A 17651-nucleotide genomic window follows, 5' to 3' on the forward strand; every position below is an offset into this window, starting at 1 on the left:
AATGGCGCTCACCTTCTCCCCGCTCCTGCCCTGGGCCGTGATCGGCGCGCTGGCCGTCGTGGCGGCGGTGCTCGCCGCCCTCGGCTTCTGGCGCGGCATGCGCGGCAGCGCGCTGCGCGCGCTTGCCCTTGCGGCCCTGCTCGCGGCCATCGCCAATCCGTTGCTGATCGACGAGCGCCGCGAAGCCCTGTCGACCGTCGTGCCGATCGTCGTCGACCGCTCCGCCAGCCAGGAAACGGTGGAACGCACGGAGCGGACCGATGCGGCGCTGGCCGGCCTGCTCGACCGGTTCAGCGCCTTCCCGCAGATCGAGACGCGGGTGATCGAGGCCAGTGACGACCCGGACACGGATACGCCGTCGACGCGGCTCTTTTCGGCCCTTTCCGATGCCATCGCCGACGTGCCCTCGGCCCGGATCGGCGGCGCGGTCTTCCTGACGGACGGCCAGATCCACGATCTGCCCGGCCCCGATGCCAATCTCGGCTTCAACGCCCCGATCCACGGGCTCATCACCGGCCGCGCCGACGAGTTCGACCGGCGCATCGAGGTCATTCGCGGCCCGCGCTTCGGCATCGTCGGCGAGGAGCAGGAGATAACCCTGCGCGTCTTCGACGACGGCGCGCAGGCCGCAGACGCCCCTCCCGCCGATATCTCGGTCCGCATCAACGGCGAGGAACAGCCGCCGCTGAGGGCCCAACCGGGCGCGGAAACCTCCTTCCGCTTCAACGTGCCGCGCGGCGGCGCCAACGTGCTGGAATTCTCGGTCGCCGAACGCCCCGGCGAAGTGACCGGCGCCAACAACCGCGCGGTCCACGTCATCGAGGGCATCCGCCAGAACCTGCGCGTGCTTCTCGTTTCCGGCGAGCCGCATTCGGGCGAACGCGCCTGGCGCAACCTCCTGAAATCCGACGCGTCCGTCGATCTGGTCCACTTCACCATTCTGCGGCCGCCGGAAAAGCAGGACGGCACGCCGATCAACGAACTTTCGCTGATCGCCTTCCCGACGCGCGAGCTTTTCGTCGAAAAGATCGAGGATTTCGACCTCATCATCTTCGACCGCTACCAGCACCGCAACGTGCTGCCGATCCTCTACTACGACTATATCTCCCAGTATGTCGAAAACGGCGGCGCGCTGCTGATCGCCGCCGGGCCGGAACATGCGAGCGAGGCCTCCATCGCGCTGACGCCGCTTTCCTCCGTGCTGCCGGCCGCCCCGACCGGCCGCATGAACGAGGCCCCCTTCTATCCGCGCCTGTCCGAGGCGGGCGAGAAGCATCCGGTGACGCGCGGTCTGGAAGGGGCGGCCGACGAACCGCCGCATTGGGGCCGCTGGTTCCGCACCGTCGAGGTCGACCAGCCGCGCGGCCAGACCGTCATGGTCGCCAACGACGACAAGCCCCTTCTGGTGCTGAACCGCCAGGGCGAAGGTCGCGTCGCCATGCTGCTGTCCGATCAGGGCTGGCTGTGGGCACGCGGCTTCGAGGGCGGCGGCCCGCATGTGGCGCTCTACCGGCGTATCGCCCACTGGCTGATGAAGCAGCCCGAACTGGAGGAAGAGGCGCTGACCGCCCGCGCCTCCGGCCGCACGCTGACGGTGCTGCGCCAGACGATCGGCGACGATCCCGGTCCCGCGACGGTCAAGTATCCGTCCGGCCGCACGGAAAGCCTGCCGCTTGCCGAGGCTTCGCCCGGCCTCTACCGCGCCGAAAGGCGCATGGAGGAAACCGGCCTTTACGAGATCACCAACGGCGACCTGACGACACTGGTCCACGCCGGCGCGGTCGACGCCCCCGAATTCAAGGCGATGGTCTCGACCACGGAAACGCTCCAGCCCTACGCCGAGCGCACGCACGGCATCGTGACCCGCGTCGCCCCCGCTTCGGGCAGTGGCGTCACCCTGCCGTCGGTCCTGCCGGTCAACGGCGAGGTGCGCGTCTCCGATCCCTCGCGGCTGGCGATCCGCATGACCGGCGAAACGGTGCTGAAGGGCATCGACACGCTGCCGCTCTTCGCCGGCTTCCTCGGCCTCGCCGTGCTGCTTCTGGCGCTTTCCACGACATGGTGGCGGGAAGGACGGTGAACCCGCTGCCAGAACCGGAACTTCTTGCCGACGCGGACGAGGCGGCCGAAGACGCCGTCTACAGCGCACTCCGCGCCTACAATATCGACCGCTTCGGCCCTTCGGACCAAAAGCCCTTGCAGATCGTGCTGCGCGACGGCGAAGGCAATGTCATCGGCGGCCTGACCGGCGAAACGGCGCGCGGCTGGCTGTTCGTCAAGCTGCTCTACGTGCCCGAGGCCTGCCGCGGCCGCGGTCTCGCGACCCGGCTTCTGGCGCTGGCGGAGGAAGAAGCCCGCAAGCGCGGCTGCACCGGCATGCAGATCGACACCATGAACCCGGATGCGCTGAGGCTCTACCGGCGCTACGGCTTCGAGATCGCCGGAACGCTCGGGGCGCTGAAGGGCGGCCACACGCTCACCTGGCTCGCCAACCGCATCGATGGCGCTCAGTCGTAGGGCCGCCAGCCGATGACGCCCCTCAGCCCGGCATGCACCCCGTCCGCCATCGGCACGACCAGAACCCGGCCCGGATCGACCGGCCCCGGGAACTCCAGCGCGCCATAGGCAACCTTCTCGAAACCGAGCGGCATGTAATAGGGTGGATCACCGATCAGGATGACGGCCTCGGAGCCCTTCCGCCGCGCCGCCTCGATGGCGATGCGCACCAGTTCCCGGCCGATGCCCATGCATTTGTGCGAGGGCCGCACGGCGAGCGGCCCCAGCATATGGCCCTTCACCGAACCGGCCAGCACCGGCGTCATCCGCACGGAGGCGATCGTCTCGCCGCCATCGGTGCAGACATAGGAAAGGGAGCGGTCGTGCCCCCCCTGCTCGCGGATCCGCTGGGCGGCCTTGGCGAACCGGGCCGGGCCGAAGGCCTCGTCGTTGATGAATTCGATAACGGCGTCGTGCGACGTATCCTCGGTGAGGTAGACAAGCGCGTGCTGCTGCATGGAGAGACCGGAATATGAAAGCGGACAGGACATGGGTGATGCTTCGCCCGTCAGGGCGTCGGGAGCATCAGCGTCGTCGCAGGGTCCGCGGTCCGGTCATCGATCGAATATCCTCTTGTCAGGTGCGGAATGGGTAGCAGATTTTCCGGCGCTGTCCAGAGGGGAATCCGCGCCGCCTCGCTTTTTTGCGTTGGCGCAGGCCGGGAAAGCCACCTGCCGCCCGTTATCGCAGGACGCCGGCATTGATCATGTTCGAAACGAACATCCGCAGAAGGACCGGATCGAAATGGCCCTCGGAACGCCGCATCATGTCGATGGTGTCCTGCGGCGACCATGCCCGCTTGTAGGGCCGGATCGTCGTCATCGCCTCGTAGACGTCGCAGATCGCGGCCACCCGGGCCGCATGGGGAATAGTCTTGCCGGCCAGGCCCGAGGGATAGCCGGTGCCGTTCCAGCGCTCGTGGTGGTGAAGGCAGATATCGAGCACCGTCTGCGAAATGCCCTCGATTCCCTTCAGCATCTCGTAGCCCAGCTCCGGATGCCGGCGTATGACCGCCATTTCCCGGATGCTCAGCTCGCCTTCCTTCAGCAGAATACCCTTGGGCATCAGCATCTTGCCCAGATCGTGCACCAGCCCGCCGAAGGCGAGAAGCTGGATATCCGCGTCATTCAGTTCCAGCCTGCGGCCGAAGCCGATCATCAGGGCGCTGACCGCGAGCGAATGAAGAAACGAGGCCTCGTCCGCGTTCTTCAGGCGAAGGATACCGACCAGCGCCCCTGTATTGCTGACGGCGCTCGCCATCACCTGCTCGACCGCCGCGTGGGCCGAATCGACCGCGAACACGCCGTTCATCCGCGCTTCGCCGAAAAGATTGCGGATATAGGGAACCGTTTTCTCGACCGATTGCCGGGCTTCGCGGATTTCATCCGGGGAGAACCGGCCGCGCAGCGACTTTTCGAAACGCTCGGGGTCGAGCACGGTGACGAGCGGTCCCGCCTCGCCGGTATCGATGCCGCGCCGCGTGTCGATCACCACGCTCATGGCGCTGCTCTTCATGATGCGTGCGACATCGGACTGCGCCTTGATCAGAAACGGGCTGAAAGGCGGGTCCGTCACCCCCGGCGTGCATTCCAGATCCTCCACGAACATTCCGATCCGGACCTGATGAAGTCGAATTCTTTTTCTCATTCCAGCGTTACGATACTCCAGACACACGACAGGGAATGCGACTCCGCCTTCTGTCACCCATAGCGACCAAAAGTTGAGATTACGCAAATCCGAAGATGTAAAATTGAAGCAATCGGCCTGCCGCGATCCGTTCACCAATGGTCGGGCGGCGGCTGGAGGCCCCGGATTTCATCCAGTCTCAGCCGCGTCGCCTTCGTCGCATTCTCCGGAAGGCGTTCCGGGTCGAAGAATCCGCTTTCGGCAATCTCGCGGTCCGCCGGGCGCGGCGCGGTCTGGCGCACCTCGGCCCGGTAGAGAAGGACGTGATCGCGACGGCTGACCCGGTGATTGAAATAGGCATGGAAGAGAACGGGCGTCGAGACCGGCTCCAGGTTTCCCTCCTCGCGGAGTTCCTTCAGCAGCGCCTGCATGGCGGTTTCGCCACGCTCGACGCCGCCGCCCGGCAGATACCAGCCGGGCACATAGGTGTGGCGGACCAGGAAGACCTCACCCCTTTCGTTGAAACAGGCGGCGCGAACGCCGAGCGTCATGCCGCGCAGGAAGAACTGCACCGGATGCACCAGCCGCAGCAGCAGCCTGTGGCGAAGCTGCAACCCGTCATTCCCGCTGCCGGTATCGCTCATTTTCCTTGCTCCCTGAACGGACGGGCTTTATTGCTCGTGCCATGTTCACACTCGCCCATATTTCCGATGTGCATCTCGGACCCTTGCCCCGCCTGACCTTGAGAGAACTGGCCTCCAAGCGCATCACCGGATATGTGAACTGGCACCGGAACCGGCGCAAGCATCTTTTCGGCAGCACGCTGGAGATGATCCTGGCCGATATCGCCAGCCGCGCCCCCGACCATATCGCCATCACCGGCGATCTCGTGAATCTTGCCACCGGCACCGAAATCCGCAAGGCGACGGAATGGCTGGCGACCGTGGGCGCCCCCGCCGACGTTTCCGTGGTTCCCGGGAATCACGACGCCTATGTGCCCGGCGCCGGCAGCCGTTCGACGAGCGCCTGGTATCCCTACATGTGCGGCGACGACGCCCCGGCTGAGCGCAATCTCGGCGAACACGCCTTTCCCTATATGCGCCGCCGCGGCCCCGTGGCGCTGATCGGATGTTCCACCGCCGTCGCCACCCCGCCTTTTACGGCCAGCGGTTATTTCGGTCCCCGCCAGGCACGCGATCTGGTGAAGCTTTTGCGGCAGGCCGGCGAGGAAGGTCTTTTCCGGATCGTCATGATCCACCATCCGCCGATCCGCGGCGCGACCACCGCCTACAAGCGCATGCTCGGCATCCGCCGCTTCGCGGCCGCGCTGTCGCTGGGCGGCGCCGAACTCGTCCTGCATGGCCACACCCATCTGAACACGCTCCACTGGATCAGGCTCAGGGGTGGCGGCCAGGTTCCGGTCCTCGGCATCGCATCGGCCTCCCAGGGGCCGGGCAGCCACAGGCCGTGCGCTGCCTACAACCTGCTGACCGTCTCCGGCGCTCCCGGCGCCTGGAAACTCGCCTGCGACCGTTACGGCCTCGATCCACGCTCGATGACGATCGGGCCGGAACACCGGCAGATACTGATCGAATAGACCGCTTTCCTTCCCTCTTCCATGCGAAAAGGCGGCGCCTCCTCAATGGAGACGCCGCCTTCATCGTTCAAACGGAATGCACTTACCGGCCCTGACGGTCCAGAACGTGGTTAGCCGCCGAAACGACGGCGGAAAGCGAGGCCGTCACGATGTTCTCGTTGACGCCGACACCGAACAGCCTGCCGCCCGGATAGGTGATCTCGACATAGGCGATGGCCTGCGCGTTAGAGCCCTGCTTCAGCGAATGCTCGGAATATTCGGCCACCGACAGCTCGATGCCCAGATGGTTCGACAGCGCGTTGACGAAACCGTCGATCGGACCGTTGCCGCGTCCCTCGATCTTCCGCGTTTCGCCGTTGTCGGTGATCTCGGCCTCGACGATGCGCGCACCCTTGGCGTCGGTCGCCGGCCAGGTGTGGTGATCGACGAATTTCAGGCGGCCCTTCGGCTGCTCGACATAGTAATCGACGAAGCGCTCGTAAATGCGCTTCGAGGGCAGTTCCACGCCTTCCTCGTCGGTGATGCGCTGGATCTCCTCGCGGAACTCCACCTGGAGGCCGCGCGGCATGTTGATGCCGTAATCCTCTTGCAGGATATAGGCGATGCCGCCCTTGCCCGACTGCGAATTGATGCGGATGATCGCCTCATAGGTGCGGCCGACATCCTGCGGATCGATCGGCAGGTAGGGCACTTCCCACAGGCCGGTGTTCGACTTCCTGATCGCCTTCATGCCCTTGTTGATCGCATCCTGATGCGAGCCGGAGAAGGCCGTATAGACCAGTTCCCCGACATAAGGATGACGCTCGGGCACACGCATTTCGTTGGAATATTCGAACACGTGCTTGATGCGCTCGACATCGGTGCAATCCAGCTCCGGGTCGACGCCCTGCGTGTACATGTTGAGCGCCAGCGTCACCACGTCGACATTGCCGGTGCGCTCGCCATTGCCGAACAGCGTGCCTTCGACGCGGTCGGCGCCGGCCAGCAGGCCCAGCTCGGTCGCGGCGATGCCGGTGCCGCGGTCGTTATGCGGATGCAGCGAAATCAGCACGTTCTCACGGTTGTCGATATTGCGGCACATCCATTCGATCATGTCGGCATAGACGTTCGGAGACGCCATCTCGACAGTCGCCGGCAGGTTCAGGATCAACTTGTTGTCCGGGGTCGGCCTGACGATCTCGATGACGGCGTTGGAAACCTCCAGCGCCACCTCCAGTTCCGTGCCGGTGAAGCTTTCCGGCGAATATTCGAAGCGATAGCCGCCGCCGGCCTTCGCCGCCATGTCGGTGATCATCTTCGCGGCGTCGACGGCGATCTGCTTGACGCCGGCCACATCCTTGCCGAACACCACGCGGCGCTGCAACTCGCTGGTGGAGTTGTAGAAATGGATGATCGGGCGGTTGGCGCCCTCCAGCGATTCGAAGGTGCGGGTGATCAGTTCCGGGCGGCACTGGACCAGCACCTGCAAGGACACGTCATCGGGCACGTTGCCCTGCTCCACGCACCAGCGGGCGAAGTCGAAATCGGTCTGCGAGGCGGAGGGGAAGCCGATCTCGATCTCGCGGAAGCCCATGTCCAGCAACAGCCTGAACATGCGGGCCTTGCGGTCGTGACCCATCGGGTTGACCAGCGACTGGTTGCCATCGCGCAGGTCGACCGAACACCAGATCGGCGCCTTGGTGATGGTCTTCGACGGCCATGTGCGGTCAGGAATGTCGATCTGCGGATAGGGCCGGTATTTCGCGGCGGCGTCCGGCATGCCCTTTCCGGCGGAACGGGTGCGTGCGTCCATTGTCATTCTCCTCGTGGTCTCCGCGGCCTGCCCTTGTCATCTGGGGCGTCCGGCTTGCGGATCGGACCTTTCTCGGTCCGGAAATCTGTCGATAGGGGTGTTTTTGCGAGGAGCCTTGACCTGGCGGGCTATCGGCCGCCGGGCGCTCCTCAACGGACCCGGCAACCGCGAGTAAGGTCGAGGAGAAGAAGCGAGGACAGGGCACGCGAACGGCAGACGACGACAGTAGCGCCGCGCATGATCTTTCCGCCGATGGTTTCGCCCGTGTTCTTCATGAATTCCCTTATAGCCGCGCCTCGAAAAAACGCAAGCGCCCGATCACTTTTTCAGCGTTTGCACGAAATTCGACAGGCCGAGCATCAGGCCGCCGGCCAGAAGCCCCCAGAAGGCGCCGGAAATGCCCGCGAAACTGATTCCGGAGGCCGTGACGACAAAGGTGATCGCCGCCGCCTCGCGGGTTTCCCGCTCGTGGAAGGCCGCATGCACCGCATTCGACAGCGCGCCGATCAGCGCCAGACCGGCGACCGCCTGAAGCAGGATCGGCGGCGACATCGCCACGAACGCAATGATCCCGCCCGCGAGCAGGCCGAGAAAGATATAGGCGCCGCCGCCGATCACCGCCGCCCAGTAACGGCGCGCCGGATCGGGATGGGCGTCCTCGCCCGCGCACATCGCCGCCGTGATCGCCGCCAGATTGGTGGGAAGAGCGCCGAAGAACGCGCTGATCGCCGAAAAGAGGCCTGTCGCGGCGAAGAGCGGTCCGGCAGGCGGCTCGTAACCATGCGCCTTGAGAATGGCGATCCCCGGAATGTTCTGCGATGCCATCGTGACGATAAAGAGCGGCAGCGCCACGGAGACGAATCCGCTCAGCGTGAAGTCCGGCATCACGAACACCAGATCGGGATGGATGGCCCCTTCCAGCCGCGCGAGCGCATCGGCGGGCAGTTCTCCGCCCAGCAGCAGAACGAGAACGAAAGCCGCAAGCGCCGCCGGCACGGCCCACAGGCGGCGCCAGGCGGAAACCGCCATGAAGGTCAGCACGATCGGCAGGCCGAGCCGGGGATCGAAGGCCACCGCCTTCACCGGCGCCAGACACAGGCCAACCAGGATTCCGGCCAGCATGGCACTGGCGAGCGGCGCCGGAATGCGGCGAATCGCTGTCCCGAGCGGTCGAAACAGACCCGTTATCGCGATCAGCAGGCCGCACAGCACGAAGGCCCCGATGGCCGCCGGAAAGCCGCCTTCAATCGAACCGGTGGCGGCCAGCAGCGCCGCCCCGGGCGTCGACCATGCCATCATGACCGGCATGCGGGTGCGAAGCGAGAAGAAGACCGCAAGCACGCTTTGGGAGACGCACACGATCAGCAGCGCGCTCGCCTGCTCGGCCTCGGAGGCGCCCATCGCGGAGAGCCCGTGCAGGACGACGGCGAATGAACTGACGAAGCCGACGACAGCCGTCAGCACGCCCATGAAGAAGGACTGGCCGGAAAAATCACGCAACATGGCAAGATCGCCTGGAAACGAAAAACCGCCCCGCTTCGAGCGGGGCGGCCCTGTTCGGAAAAAAAGAAGATCAGCCGATTTCCGACTGCGAGGTGATGATCTTCGACACGAGGCCGTAGTCCCTGGCTTCCTCGACGGAGAGCCAGTAATCGCGGTCGGTATCCTTGGCGATCCGCTCGACCGGCTGGCCCGTGGCGGCCGCGAAGATCCTGTTCAGGCGCTCGTTCATCTTGATGATCTCGCGGGCCTGGATTTCGATGTCGGAAACCATGCCGCGCGTGCCACCGGACGGTTGATGCAGCAGGAAGCGCGTGTTCGGCAGCGCCAGCCGGCGTTCCTTGGGAACGCTGACATAGATCAGCGCGCCGGCGGAGGCCACCCATCCGGTGCCGATGATCCAGACCTTCGGCTTGATGAACTTGATCATGTCGTGGATCGAATCGCCCGATTCGACATGGCCGCCCGGCGAATTGACGAAGATGCGGATATCCTCGTCGCCGGCCGCCGCCAGCGCCACGAGCTGCGCGCAGACCTTGTGGGCCAGTTCCTGCGTGATGCCGCCGTAGATGAAAATGGAGCGTGACTTGAAGAGGTTGGCTTCCGCTTCCTTGCCCAGCGGCAGTTCGGTCGTCTTTTCGTCTTCGTTGTCGCTCATAGGCATGTCTCCAGTTTGATGTTATACTTTCGTCCGGGCCGTCCGACTCCCGGAGCCGCCGGCCGGCAAAGCCAAGTGCCCCCTGTCGTAAAACAATGCGGGAAAAAGACAAGCCGTTTGGGCGACGCGGCAGCGGAAAGTCATGGAAACGGGGACGATAGAAGGAAACGATGAACGGCATAGTCGCAATCCGACGCCTGACCATCGACGACATGGACGCGGTGGCCGACATCTACAGACGATCCTTCGACCAGCGCCTGCCCTGGCTCGCAAGCACCGGCACCCGGGAGGAAGACCGGATCTTCTTCCGCGAAACCGTCTTTCCGCACAGCGATCTCTGGGGCGCGCTCGACAATGGCCGGATCGTCGGCTTCGCCGCCATCCGTGACATATGGCTCGACCATCTCTACGTCCTGCCCGAATTCCAGAGCCGCGGCGTCGGCAGCCTGCTTCTGCGCCACTGCCAGCTTCAGAACAGCGAATTGCAGCTCTGGACCTTCCAGCAGAACTGCGGCGCCAGCCGCTTCTACGAGACCCACGGCTTCGAACTGGTCCGCGCCACGGAAACCCCGGAAAGCCGCGACAAGGAACCGGATGCGCTCTATCACTGGAAGCGGCCGCCCGGTGCCGATCTCGCCCAATCCATCGATGGCGTGATCGGCGTCTGATACCGGTAAATTGCGCATGGACATGGCAGATCGGCTTGCCTAATCTGAAAATTATTCATGCCGAAAGAGGCTCGCAACGGGGCCTTCCGCCGCCGGCCTGCAACCGCCGCGCCGGACGGAGACCCCGAAGCGCCGCCGCATCCACAATGAGGGAACCGATGTTCAGACGCCTGCCGCTCTCCGCCGCCATTCTTGCCGTAACCGTCGCTCCGGCGTTCGCGCATCTCAACCCCGAGGAACACGGCTCGTTCATGGCCGGCGTTTCGCATCCCCTGTTCGGGGCCGACCATATTCTGGCGATGCTGGCCGTCGGGCTCTGGGCCTCGCAGATCGGCGGACGCGGCCTATGGACCGTTCCCGCCGCCTTCGTCTCGATGATGACGCTCGGCTTCCTGATGGCGGTATCCGGCATCGCCCTGCCATTCGTCGAGCCGGCGATCCTCGCTTCGGTCATCGGCCTCGGCCTTCTGGTCGGTCTGGCCGTGCGCCTGCCGGCCGCCGCCTCGGCCGCCATCGTCGCCGTCTTCGCGCTCTTCCACGGCCATGCGCATGGTGGCGAACTGGGCGAAGCCGGTGCGCTTGCCTTCGGTGCCGGCTTCGTCGTTGCGACCGCCGCCCTGCACATGGCCGGCATCGGCCTCGGCCTCGCCATCGGCCGCTTCGGCCCCCGCATCGCCCAAGGTCTCGGCCTCGCCACCGCACTCGCCGGCCTGTCCCTGATGTTTGGCTGAGACGGCCCGGACCGGACTATGGCGGCAGCTTGAAGTGCAGGCGGAAGGATGCCGCTATATTCTCATGTCCGACAGCATGAACGCTTCCCCTTCGGGCGGATACGGCCCGCGCACCATGTATCCGGTGTCGACGGGTGCGATTTCACCGGGCGTCCATGCAAGCCGGTCGGGTGTCATATACACATGGATGTGACGCTCCCCGTAACCCAGCGCGGCGGCAATGTCTTCCAGCGAAGGGATTGACGGGGCGACGATATCGAGCAGGTTCATGGGGGCCTGGTCGATGTCCCTGACCGCGACGACCGCATCCAGCTCCGGCAGATGCATCAACGCTATCTCCGGGGTTTCCACGGCCTTGAGCATGAACAATGCGGGATGATCGCACGCTGCGGCCAGGAGGGACGTCGGAACCCTGCGGGCGAAAAGGTCGAGCAGCAGGGCCACATCGGCTTCGTTTTCCAGCGATAGCCGGCGGCAGTTCGGCCGGGGGCGTCCCGGAGGCAAGGATCCGCTGAAGAACGATTCGCGGACCGCGCGAAAGCCGAAGCGCGTGTAGAGATCCGGCGTGTCGGTGGAAAGAATCACGAGGCCCGCCCGCGCATCGGCATGGTCCAGAGCCCGGACCATGAGGTCGCGAAACAATCCCTTTCCGCGCCATTCGGGCCTGACGGCGACGGATTGCACGCCGTAGGCCTCGACCCGCTCTCCCGAAAGCCAGAGCCGCCGCTCATAGAGGCTGACATTGGCGACCAGTTCTCCGTCGTGCCACCAGCCGAAAGCGACGATACTCGGATCGTGGCCGAGCCTGTTCAGCGGGGAAACGTCGATCTCGAACACATCGTATATAAGCTTCTTCAAGGCAGACAGCCCTTCCGCGGAAGAAGCGTAATCCGAGCGGAAACGAAGGTCTGGGTGCATCGGCGGTCTCCGGAAGTGACAGGCGCGGGCAAGCCGGCGGCGGCGCAAGACCGGTATGCCGCGGCAATTGCGGACGCAGAGTGCCTCGCGAAGATATCTTCCGCAAGAAGGGCTGCCCGCAAGGCGCGCCGTGCAACCCGCCGCTCGAACCCTTATCGATGCGGATTCCACATTTCAGCGGATCGAAGGCCCGGCCCCGTCTTTCCGCCTGCGCCTTCAGCCGCGGCCGCGATAGGTCGGCACGCCCTGATCGGGCAGCCAGACGCCGGCTGGCGGCTCGCCGGATTGCCAGAACACATCGATCGGAATCCCGCCGCGCGGATACCAGTAGGCACCGATGCGGAACCATTTCGGCTGTAAAAGCTCGGTGAGCCGCCGGGCGATGTAGAGAGAGCAGTCTTCGTGGAAGGCGCCGTGGTTGCGGAACGATGTGAGGAAGAGCTTCAGCGATTTCGATTCGACCAGCCAGCCGTCCGGAATGTAGTCGATGACGATATGTGCGAAATCCGGCTGGCCCGTCATCGGGCAAAGCGACGTGAACTCCGGCGCGGTGAAGCGCACCACGAAATTCATGTCGCCGTTGGCCGCCGGCACCTTTTCCAGCACCGCCTCTTCCGGGCTGGCCGGGGCCTCCGTGCGGCCCCCGAGTTGCGTCAGTCCCGAAACATCCGTATGGCTCATCGCGCTCTCCTTTCGATCCTCACACGCAGCCCATGCGCCTTTTCGCTCTCGGGCTCAACGTGAATATTCGTCACCGCCCCGGGAACCGCCGCGCCGATCGCCTCCTCGAGACGGTCGCAGATACGGTGCGCCTCGGCAACCGTCATGGTCGCGGGAACCACCAGATCGAAATCGATGAAGGCGGCAGGGCCGGCCCGGCGCGTCTTCAATCCGTGCGCGCCGAGCGATCCGGCCGCGTTGTCGGCAATCGCCTTCTTCAGTGCCTCCTCCTCTTCCGGCTCGATGGCCCTGTCCATCAGCCCGCTGAGGGAATGCGAGATGACCTTCCAGCCCTGGAAGAGGATATTGATCGCCACCAGAATGGCGAGAATGGGGTCGAGGATCGGATAGCCGGTCAGGACCGCGCCGGTCAACCCGGCCAGCACGCCCGCCGACGTCACCACATCGGACATGATATGACGTCCGTCTGCCGTCAGCGCAGGCGAACGATGCTTCGTGCCGACGCGGATCAGCACGCTCGCCCACACGGCGTTGACGACAGCCGCCGCCGCATTGATCGCAAGGCCGAGAACCGGCGCATCCATGACCCGCGGCGCGGCAAGCGCGCCGAGCGCCTCCTGGATGATCAGCAGCGCCGCCACCACGATCAGCACGCCTTCCAGGACCGCCGATATGTATTCGGCCTTGTAGTGGCCGAACTGGTGATCCTCGTCCGGCGGCCGCTTGGCGTACCGGATGACGAAATAGGCGATGAACGCCGCCGCCACGTTGACGGTCGATTCGAGACCGTCCGAAAGCAGCGCCACAGACCCCGTCACGTACCAGGCCAGAAGCTTCAGCCCCAGCACCCCGATCGACAAGGGGATGCCCCAGAAGGCAAGACGCTCGACGGTCCTGTCATCCTGTCCAACCATCGTCGCCCTCCTCTTGCAGATGCGAATGAGTTGCAGAAAATGCAGCGTAAACAACGCGAAACCGCGCACACGGACGAACGTGGCGCGGTTTCGGCGAGCGCTTCTATGCACCCACAACCGGGCGGGGTCAATGGCCGATTCCCGCCAGGATTCTTACCCGGCCGCCGTGGCCGGTGAAGCGAAGCGCGAGGAGCTCAGTCGAGAATCGTCGACATCCAGATACTGTCGCGATAAACGCCGTCGATCCGCACGGCATCCCTTGCGACACCTTCCCGCACGAAGCCGGCCTTTTCATAGAGTGCGATGGCGCGCGGGTTGTCGGCGTAAACGTCGAGTTCGACGCGGTGCAGTCCCGCCTTGCGCGCCGCATCCAGCGTCGTTGCGATCAGCCGCGTGCCGAGCCCCTTGTCGCGGAAACCGGGCACGATACCCATGCCCAGCGCACCGCGATGCGAAACCGCCTCCCGCTCATGCCGGCGGATATCGCACCAGCCGACGACTTCGCCGCCGGCCAGGGCCACGAAATGCGGGTTTCCCTTCGCCATCATGTCCTGCACGAAGGCACGCATGGCCTTAAGCGGCGGCGCTTCCAGAAAGATCAGATAGCGGCGCTCGCGCGCGACCACGTCGAGGGCCTTGCGGAACCCTTCGACATGGTCTTCGCGAATCGCTTCGATCGCGATGCCGTCGGCGGTCGTCACGGTCACGCCGCCTTGGTCTTCGCCTTGCGCGACAGCTTCGACACGACGTTCTCGATCATCCGCATGCCGGCCTCGCCGCCCAGCGTCATGATGGATTCGGGGTGGAACTGCACCGCCGCCACCGGCTCCCGGGCATGCTCGATGCCCATGATCGTGCCGTCCTCGCTCTCCGCCGTGATGATGAAATTCCGGTCGAGCGTCGACGGATCGGCGAAGATGGAGTGGTAACGGCCAACCGTCACCTCCCTGCCGAGCCCCGAAAAGACGATGCCCGGTTCCAGAACGCGGATGCGCGAGGGCTTGCCGTGCATGGGAACGGCAAGATGGCGCAATTCGCCGCCATAGGCTTCCGCCAGCGCCTGAAGGCCGAGGCAGACGCCGAAGATCGGCAGGTCGCGCGCCCGCGCCCGCTTGATCGTCGCCTTGCAGTCGAAATCCTTCGGATTGCCCGGTCCCGGCGAAAGCACCACGAGGTCGGGGTCGAGCCGGTCGAACACTTCTTCCGCCACCGGCGTGCGCACCGTGGTCACGGTTGCGCCGGTCTGGCGGAAATAGTTCGCCAGCGTGTGAACGAAGCTGTCCTCATGGTCGACGAGCAGGATCTTCACGCCCTGCCCCACCCGGTTGGCGCCGCCGCGGCCGGCTGCATTGTCGGCGTTCCCGGCATTGCGGATGGCGGCTAGCATGGCCGAGGCCTTCAGTTCGGTCTCGGCTTCCTCTTCCTGCGGATTGGAATCGTTCAGCAGCGTCGCGCCGGCCCGCACTTCGGCGATGCCGTCCTTGACGCGGATGGTGCGCAGCGTCAGCCCCGTGTTCATGTCGCCGTTGAAGCCGACCATGCCGATGGCGCCGCCATACCAGGCGCGCGGGCTCTTCTCGTGGTTCTCGATGAAGCGCATCGCCCAGAGCTTGGGCGCTCCCGTGACCGTAACCGCCCAGGCATGGCTGAGGAAGCCGTCGAAGGCGTCCATGCCGTCGCGCAGCCGTCCCTCGATATGATCCACGGTGTGGATGAGGCGCGAATACATCTCGATCTGGCGGCGGCCGATGACCTTCACCGAACCCGGCTCGCACACCCGGCTCTTGTCGTTGCGGTCGACGTCCGAGCACATGGTGAGTTCGGACTCGTCCTTCTTGGAGTTCAGCAGCTTGAGGATCTGTTCCGAGTCGGCGATCGGGTCGTCGCCGCGCTTGATCGTGCCGGAGATCGGGCAGGTCTCGATGCGGCGGCCGGATACGCGCACGAACATTTCCGGCGACGCGCCGATCAGATATTCCTGCTCGCCCAGATTGATGAAGAAGGAATAGGGCGACGGGTTGATGGTCTTCAGGCGGCGGGAAATATCGGAGGGCCGGCTATCGCAGCGCTCCATGAATTTCTGGCCGGGAACCACCTCGAACAGGTCGCCACGGCGGAAGCTTTCCTTCGCCTTGACCACCAGCGACGCATATTCCCCGGGATGATGGTCGCCGCGCGGCGGAATCGTATCCGTCTTGCGGAACGGATCGGCGGGAATTTCGGCGCTCTTGCCGGCGGTCGTCAGACCATCCTTGCCGAAATCGTAGGCATCCACCCACGCACGGGCCGAATAATGGTCGACGACGAGGATTTCGTCCGGCAGGTAGAGCACCATGTCACGCTGGTTCCCGGGCCGGTCCAGCTTCAGCTTGATCGCGTCGAACTGGAAGGCGAGATCGTAGCCGAAGGCACCGAACAGGCCGATGGCCGAATCTTCCTGCGAATAGAAAAGATCGACGATGGCGCGGAGAACGGAAAAGACCGTCGGAATGCGCGAGCGCTCTTCCTCGGTGAAAACCCGGTCGGGCTCCCGCACCGTAAGGTCGATACGCCGCGTGGTCGCAGCGCCCGGCACGACGTCCTCCACCGCCTTCAGGCGTTCGGAAATGAAGGAGAGCAGAACCTCGCCGCGCTCGTTATAGGCCTCGATCCACACGGAACGGCCAAAGCAGGATATGCCGAGCGGCGGATCGACGATGGCCGTGTCCCAGCGGGTGTAGCGGCCCGGATATTCGTAGTTGGATGAGAAAACCGCGCCGCGCCGCTCGTCCAGTTTCGCGACATAGGCGTCGACCGCGCCTTCATACGGCACCTCGCGGCGCTTGCGCCGGACCCTGATGCCGCCGCGCGTCTCGTAGGCCTCGGCACCATCGCTTTCAATCACCGTTACCATTTTTTCGTCTCTCCATCATCCGAACGCCCGGGTCAGACGGCCGGATACGAAAAAAGCCGCCTGACATTCCGGGCGGCTTGTTGTCTGGTCCGTGGACACAACTGATCAAGGCCGCTTCGAGCAGACCCGCCACCAGTTGGCAATGTTCACGGACACGTTCATCATGACGGAAATTGTTAGCGTGGACGAAAGGGGAACGCAAGCGGCAATTGTCGCGCGCCCGGGCAATTGCACCGCAACCGATCCGGTGCCCCACGCGTTTCTCCAGGACGAGAAGAGGAACAAGCCATGCTGAAATCCGCATCCGCCCTTGCCGCGCTCGTCTTCCTCGCCTCGGCGGCGCCGCCGCCCGTCGGCCCGGTGCCGGAGGAAAAGCCCGCTCAGGAGCAGGCCCCGGCGCCCGAGGCGAAGCCGGAGACGCCGGAAACCGGCATGCCCGATGCTCCGCCCGCCGCGCAGGCACCCGTGCCGGAGGAAAAACCGGTGCTGGAGGAAAAGCCGGAAACATCGGGCAAGGACGACGCAGGCGCCCGGCAGGAGCCCGAGAATGCCGAAGAGCTTTCCGCCTGCATCAAGACCCTGGAGGAAAGCGGCGCTGTTTTCCGCACCCTCCCCAGGCAGAGCGGCCCGGGCGCCTGCGGCATCGAAAACCCGATCGAGCTTTCCGAACCGGCCCCCGGCCTGCGCCTCGATCCGCCGGCAGTGCTGCGCTGTGCGGCGGCATTGAGCGTCGTCGAATGGACGCGCGAGATCGCCGTCCCGGTTGCGCGCAAGGCCTTTCCCGGCAAACGCATCACCGCGCTCTCCAACGCCTCCTCCTATGTCTGCCGCAACCGCAACACCGAGCAGACGGGCAAGGTTTCCGAACATGCCAGAGGCAACGCCATCGACATCTCCGCCGTCACCTTTTCGGACGGGGAAACCCTCACCATGAAACCACGCCGCGAGGACGGCGACATGGCCGGCGCCTTCCAGCGCAGCCTCACGGCCTCGGCCTGCCTCTATTTCACCACCGTCCTCTCCCCCGGCAGCGACGCCACCCATCAGGACCATCTGCATCTCGACATCATCGAACGCAAGAACGGCTATCGCTACTGCCGGTGAATCGAAAAGGGCG

At 65.0% G+C, this 17651-nt stretch carries 17 protein-coding genes; 6 read left to right on the forward strand and 11 right to left on the reverse strand.

The window, feature by feature from the left end; all coding sequences use genetic code 11:
* Position 1 precedes the first annotated feature (1 nt).
* The gene (locus NOF55_RS05745) at positions 2-2080 is read left to right on the forward strand and encodes a hypothetical protein (RefSeq protein WP_306410388.1); all 2079 of its coding nucleotides are present in this window, start codon (positions 2-4) and stop codon (positions 2078-2080) included.
* The gene (locus NOF55_RS05750; RefSeq protein ID WP_370868929.1) at positions 2077-2517 is read left to right on the forward strand and encodes a GNAT family N-acetyltransferase; all 441 of its coding nucleotides are present in this window, start codon (positions 2077-2079) and stop codon (positions 2515-2517) included. Before NOF55_RS05745 ends, NOF55_RS05750 begins: the two co-directional genes overlap by 4 nt.
* Here NOF55_RS05750 and NOF55_RS05755 read toward each other — a convergent pair.
* The 3 genes from NOF55_RS05755 to NOF55_RS05765 all read right to left on the reverse strand — a co-directional run bounded on the left by NOF55_RS05755 (position 2508) and on the right by NOF55_RS05765 (position 4826).
* Positions 2508-3014, reverse strand: coding sequence for a GNAT family N-acetyltransferase (locus NOF55_RS05755; protein ID WP_306410941.1), 507 nt, complete (start codon positions 3012-3014; stop codon positions 2508-2510). The genes NOF55_RS05750 and NOF55_RS05755 overlap by 10 nt on opposite strands.
* Before the next feature lie 223 nt (positions 3015-3237).
* Positions 3238-4203: an HD-GYP domain-containing protein gene (locus NOF55_RS05760; protein ID WP_306410389.1), complete on the reverse strand. Its 966-nt coding sequence runs from the start codon at positions 4201-4203 to the stop codon at positions 3238-3240.
* Positions 4204-4334: 131 nt separating this feature from the next.
* Complete coding sequence (locus NOF55_RS05765; RefSeq protein WP_306410390.1) at positions 4335-4826, reverse strand: NUDIX domain-containing protein; 492 nt, start codon at positions 4824-4826, stop codon at positions 4335-4337.
* A gap of 41 nt (positions 4827-4867) precedes the next feature.
* Here NOF55_RS05765 and NOF55_RS05770 point away from each other — a divergent pair, with 41 nt between their 5' ends.
* Positions 4868-5779, forward strand: coding sequence for a metallophosphoesterase family protein (locus tag NOF55_RS05770; RefSeq protein ID WP_306410391.1), 912 nt, complete (start codon positions 4868-4870; stop codon positions 5777-5779).
* Between the two features lie 82 nt (positions 5780-5861).
* Here NOF55_RS05770 and leuA read toward each other — a convergent pair whose 3' ends face one another.
* The 3 genes from leuA to NOF55_RS05785 form a co-directional block, all read right to left on the reverse strand.
* Positions 5862-7571: a 2-isopropylmalate synthase gene (gene leuA, locus NOF55_RS05775; RefSeq protein WP_306410392.1), complete on the reverse strand. Its 1710-nt coding sequence runs from the start codon at positions 7569-7571 to the stop codon at positions 5862-5864.
* A gap of 318 nt (positions 7572-7889) precedes the next feature.
* Positions 7890-9074: a benzoate/H(+) symporter BenE family transporter gene (locus NOF55_RS05780; protein WP_306410393.1), complete on the reverse strand. Its 1185-nt coding sequence runs from the start codon at positions 9072-9074 to the stop codon at positions 7890-7892.
* A 70-nt stretch (positions 9075-9144) separates the two neighbouring features.
* Positions 9145-9729 carry an ATP-dependent Clp protease proteolytic subunit gene (locus NOF55_RS05785; RefSeq protein ID WP_306410394.1) on the reverse strand — a complete coding sequence of 195 codons (585 nt, stop codon included), beginning with the start codon at positions 9727-9729 and terminating at the stop codon, positions 9145-9147.
* Between the two features lie 170 nt (positions 9730-9899).
* Here NOF55_RS05785 and NOF55_RS05790 point away from each other — a divergent pair, with 170 nt between their 5' ends.
* Both NOF55_RS05790 and NOF55_RS05795 read left to right on the forward strand, forming a co-directional pair.
* Positions 9900-10397, forward strand: a complete 498-nt coding sequence (locus NOF55_RS05790) for a GNAT family N-acetyltransferase (RefSeq protein WP_306410395.1) — start codon at positions 9900-9902, stop codon at positions 10395-10397.
* 158 nt (positions 10398-10555) lie between these two features.
* Positions 10556-11128 (forward strand): HupE/UreJ family protein, encoded by a 573-nt coding sequence (locus NOF55_RS05795; protein WP_306410396.1) that lies wholly within the window; start codon positions 10556-10558, stop codon positions 11126-11128.
* Between the two features lie 54 nt (positions 11129-11182).
* Here NOF55_RS05795 and NOF55_RS05800 read toward each other — a convergent pair whose 3' ends face one another.
* The 5 genes from NOF55_RS05800 to NOF55_RS05820 form a co-directional block, all read right to left on the reverse strand.
* A complete protein-coding gene (locus tag NOF55_RS05800) occupies positions 11183-11986 on the reverse strand; it encodes a GNAT family N-acetyltransferase (protein WP_306410397.1) in 804 nt (267 codons plus the stop codon).
* Positions 11987-12262: 276 nt separating this feature from the next.
* Positions 12263-12727, reverse strand: coding sequence for a preQ(1) synthase (gene queF, locus NOF55_RS05805; protein WP_306410398.1), 465 nt, complete (start codon positions 12725-12727; stop codon positions 12263-12265).
* The gene (locus NOF55_RS05810) at positions 12724-13641 is read right to left on the reverse strand and encodes a cation diffusion facilitator family transporter (RefSeq protein ID WP_306410399.1); all 918 of its coding nucleotides are present in this window, start codon (positions 13639-13641) and stop codon (positions 12724-12726) included. Before NOF55_RS05810 ends, queF begins: the two co-directional genes overlap by 4 nt.
* A 194-nt stretch (positions 13642-13835) precedes the next feature.
* On the reverse strand, positions 13836-14342 hold the full coding sequence (locus NOF55_RS05815; RefSeq protein WP_370868953.1) for a GNAT family N-acetyltransferase: 507 nt from the start codon (positions 14340-14342) through the stop codon (positions 13836-13838).
* A 2-nt stretch (positions 14343-14344) separates the two neighbouring features.
* Entirely contained in the window at positions 14345-16534 is a 2190-nt protein-coding gene (locus tag NOF55_RS05820; RefSeq protein WP_306410401.1) for an anthranilate synthase, read from the reverse strand.
* A gap of 288 nt (positions 16535-16822) precedes the next feature.
* Here NOF55_RS05820 and NOF55_RS05825 point away from each other — a divergent pair, with 288 nt between their 5' ends.
* Entirely contained in the window at positions 16823-17638 is an 816-nt protein-coding gene (locus tag NOF55_RS05825) for an extensin-like domain-containing protein (protein ID WP_306410402.1), read from the forward strand.
* Positions 17639-17651 lie beyond the last annotated feature (13 nt).

The sequence above is a fragment of the Ectorhizobium quercum genome (assembly GCF_026552795.1).
Classification (GTDB): Bacteria; Pseudomonadota; Alphaproteobacteria; order Rhizobiales; family Rhizobiaceae; genus Ectorhizobium; species Ectorhizobium quercum.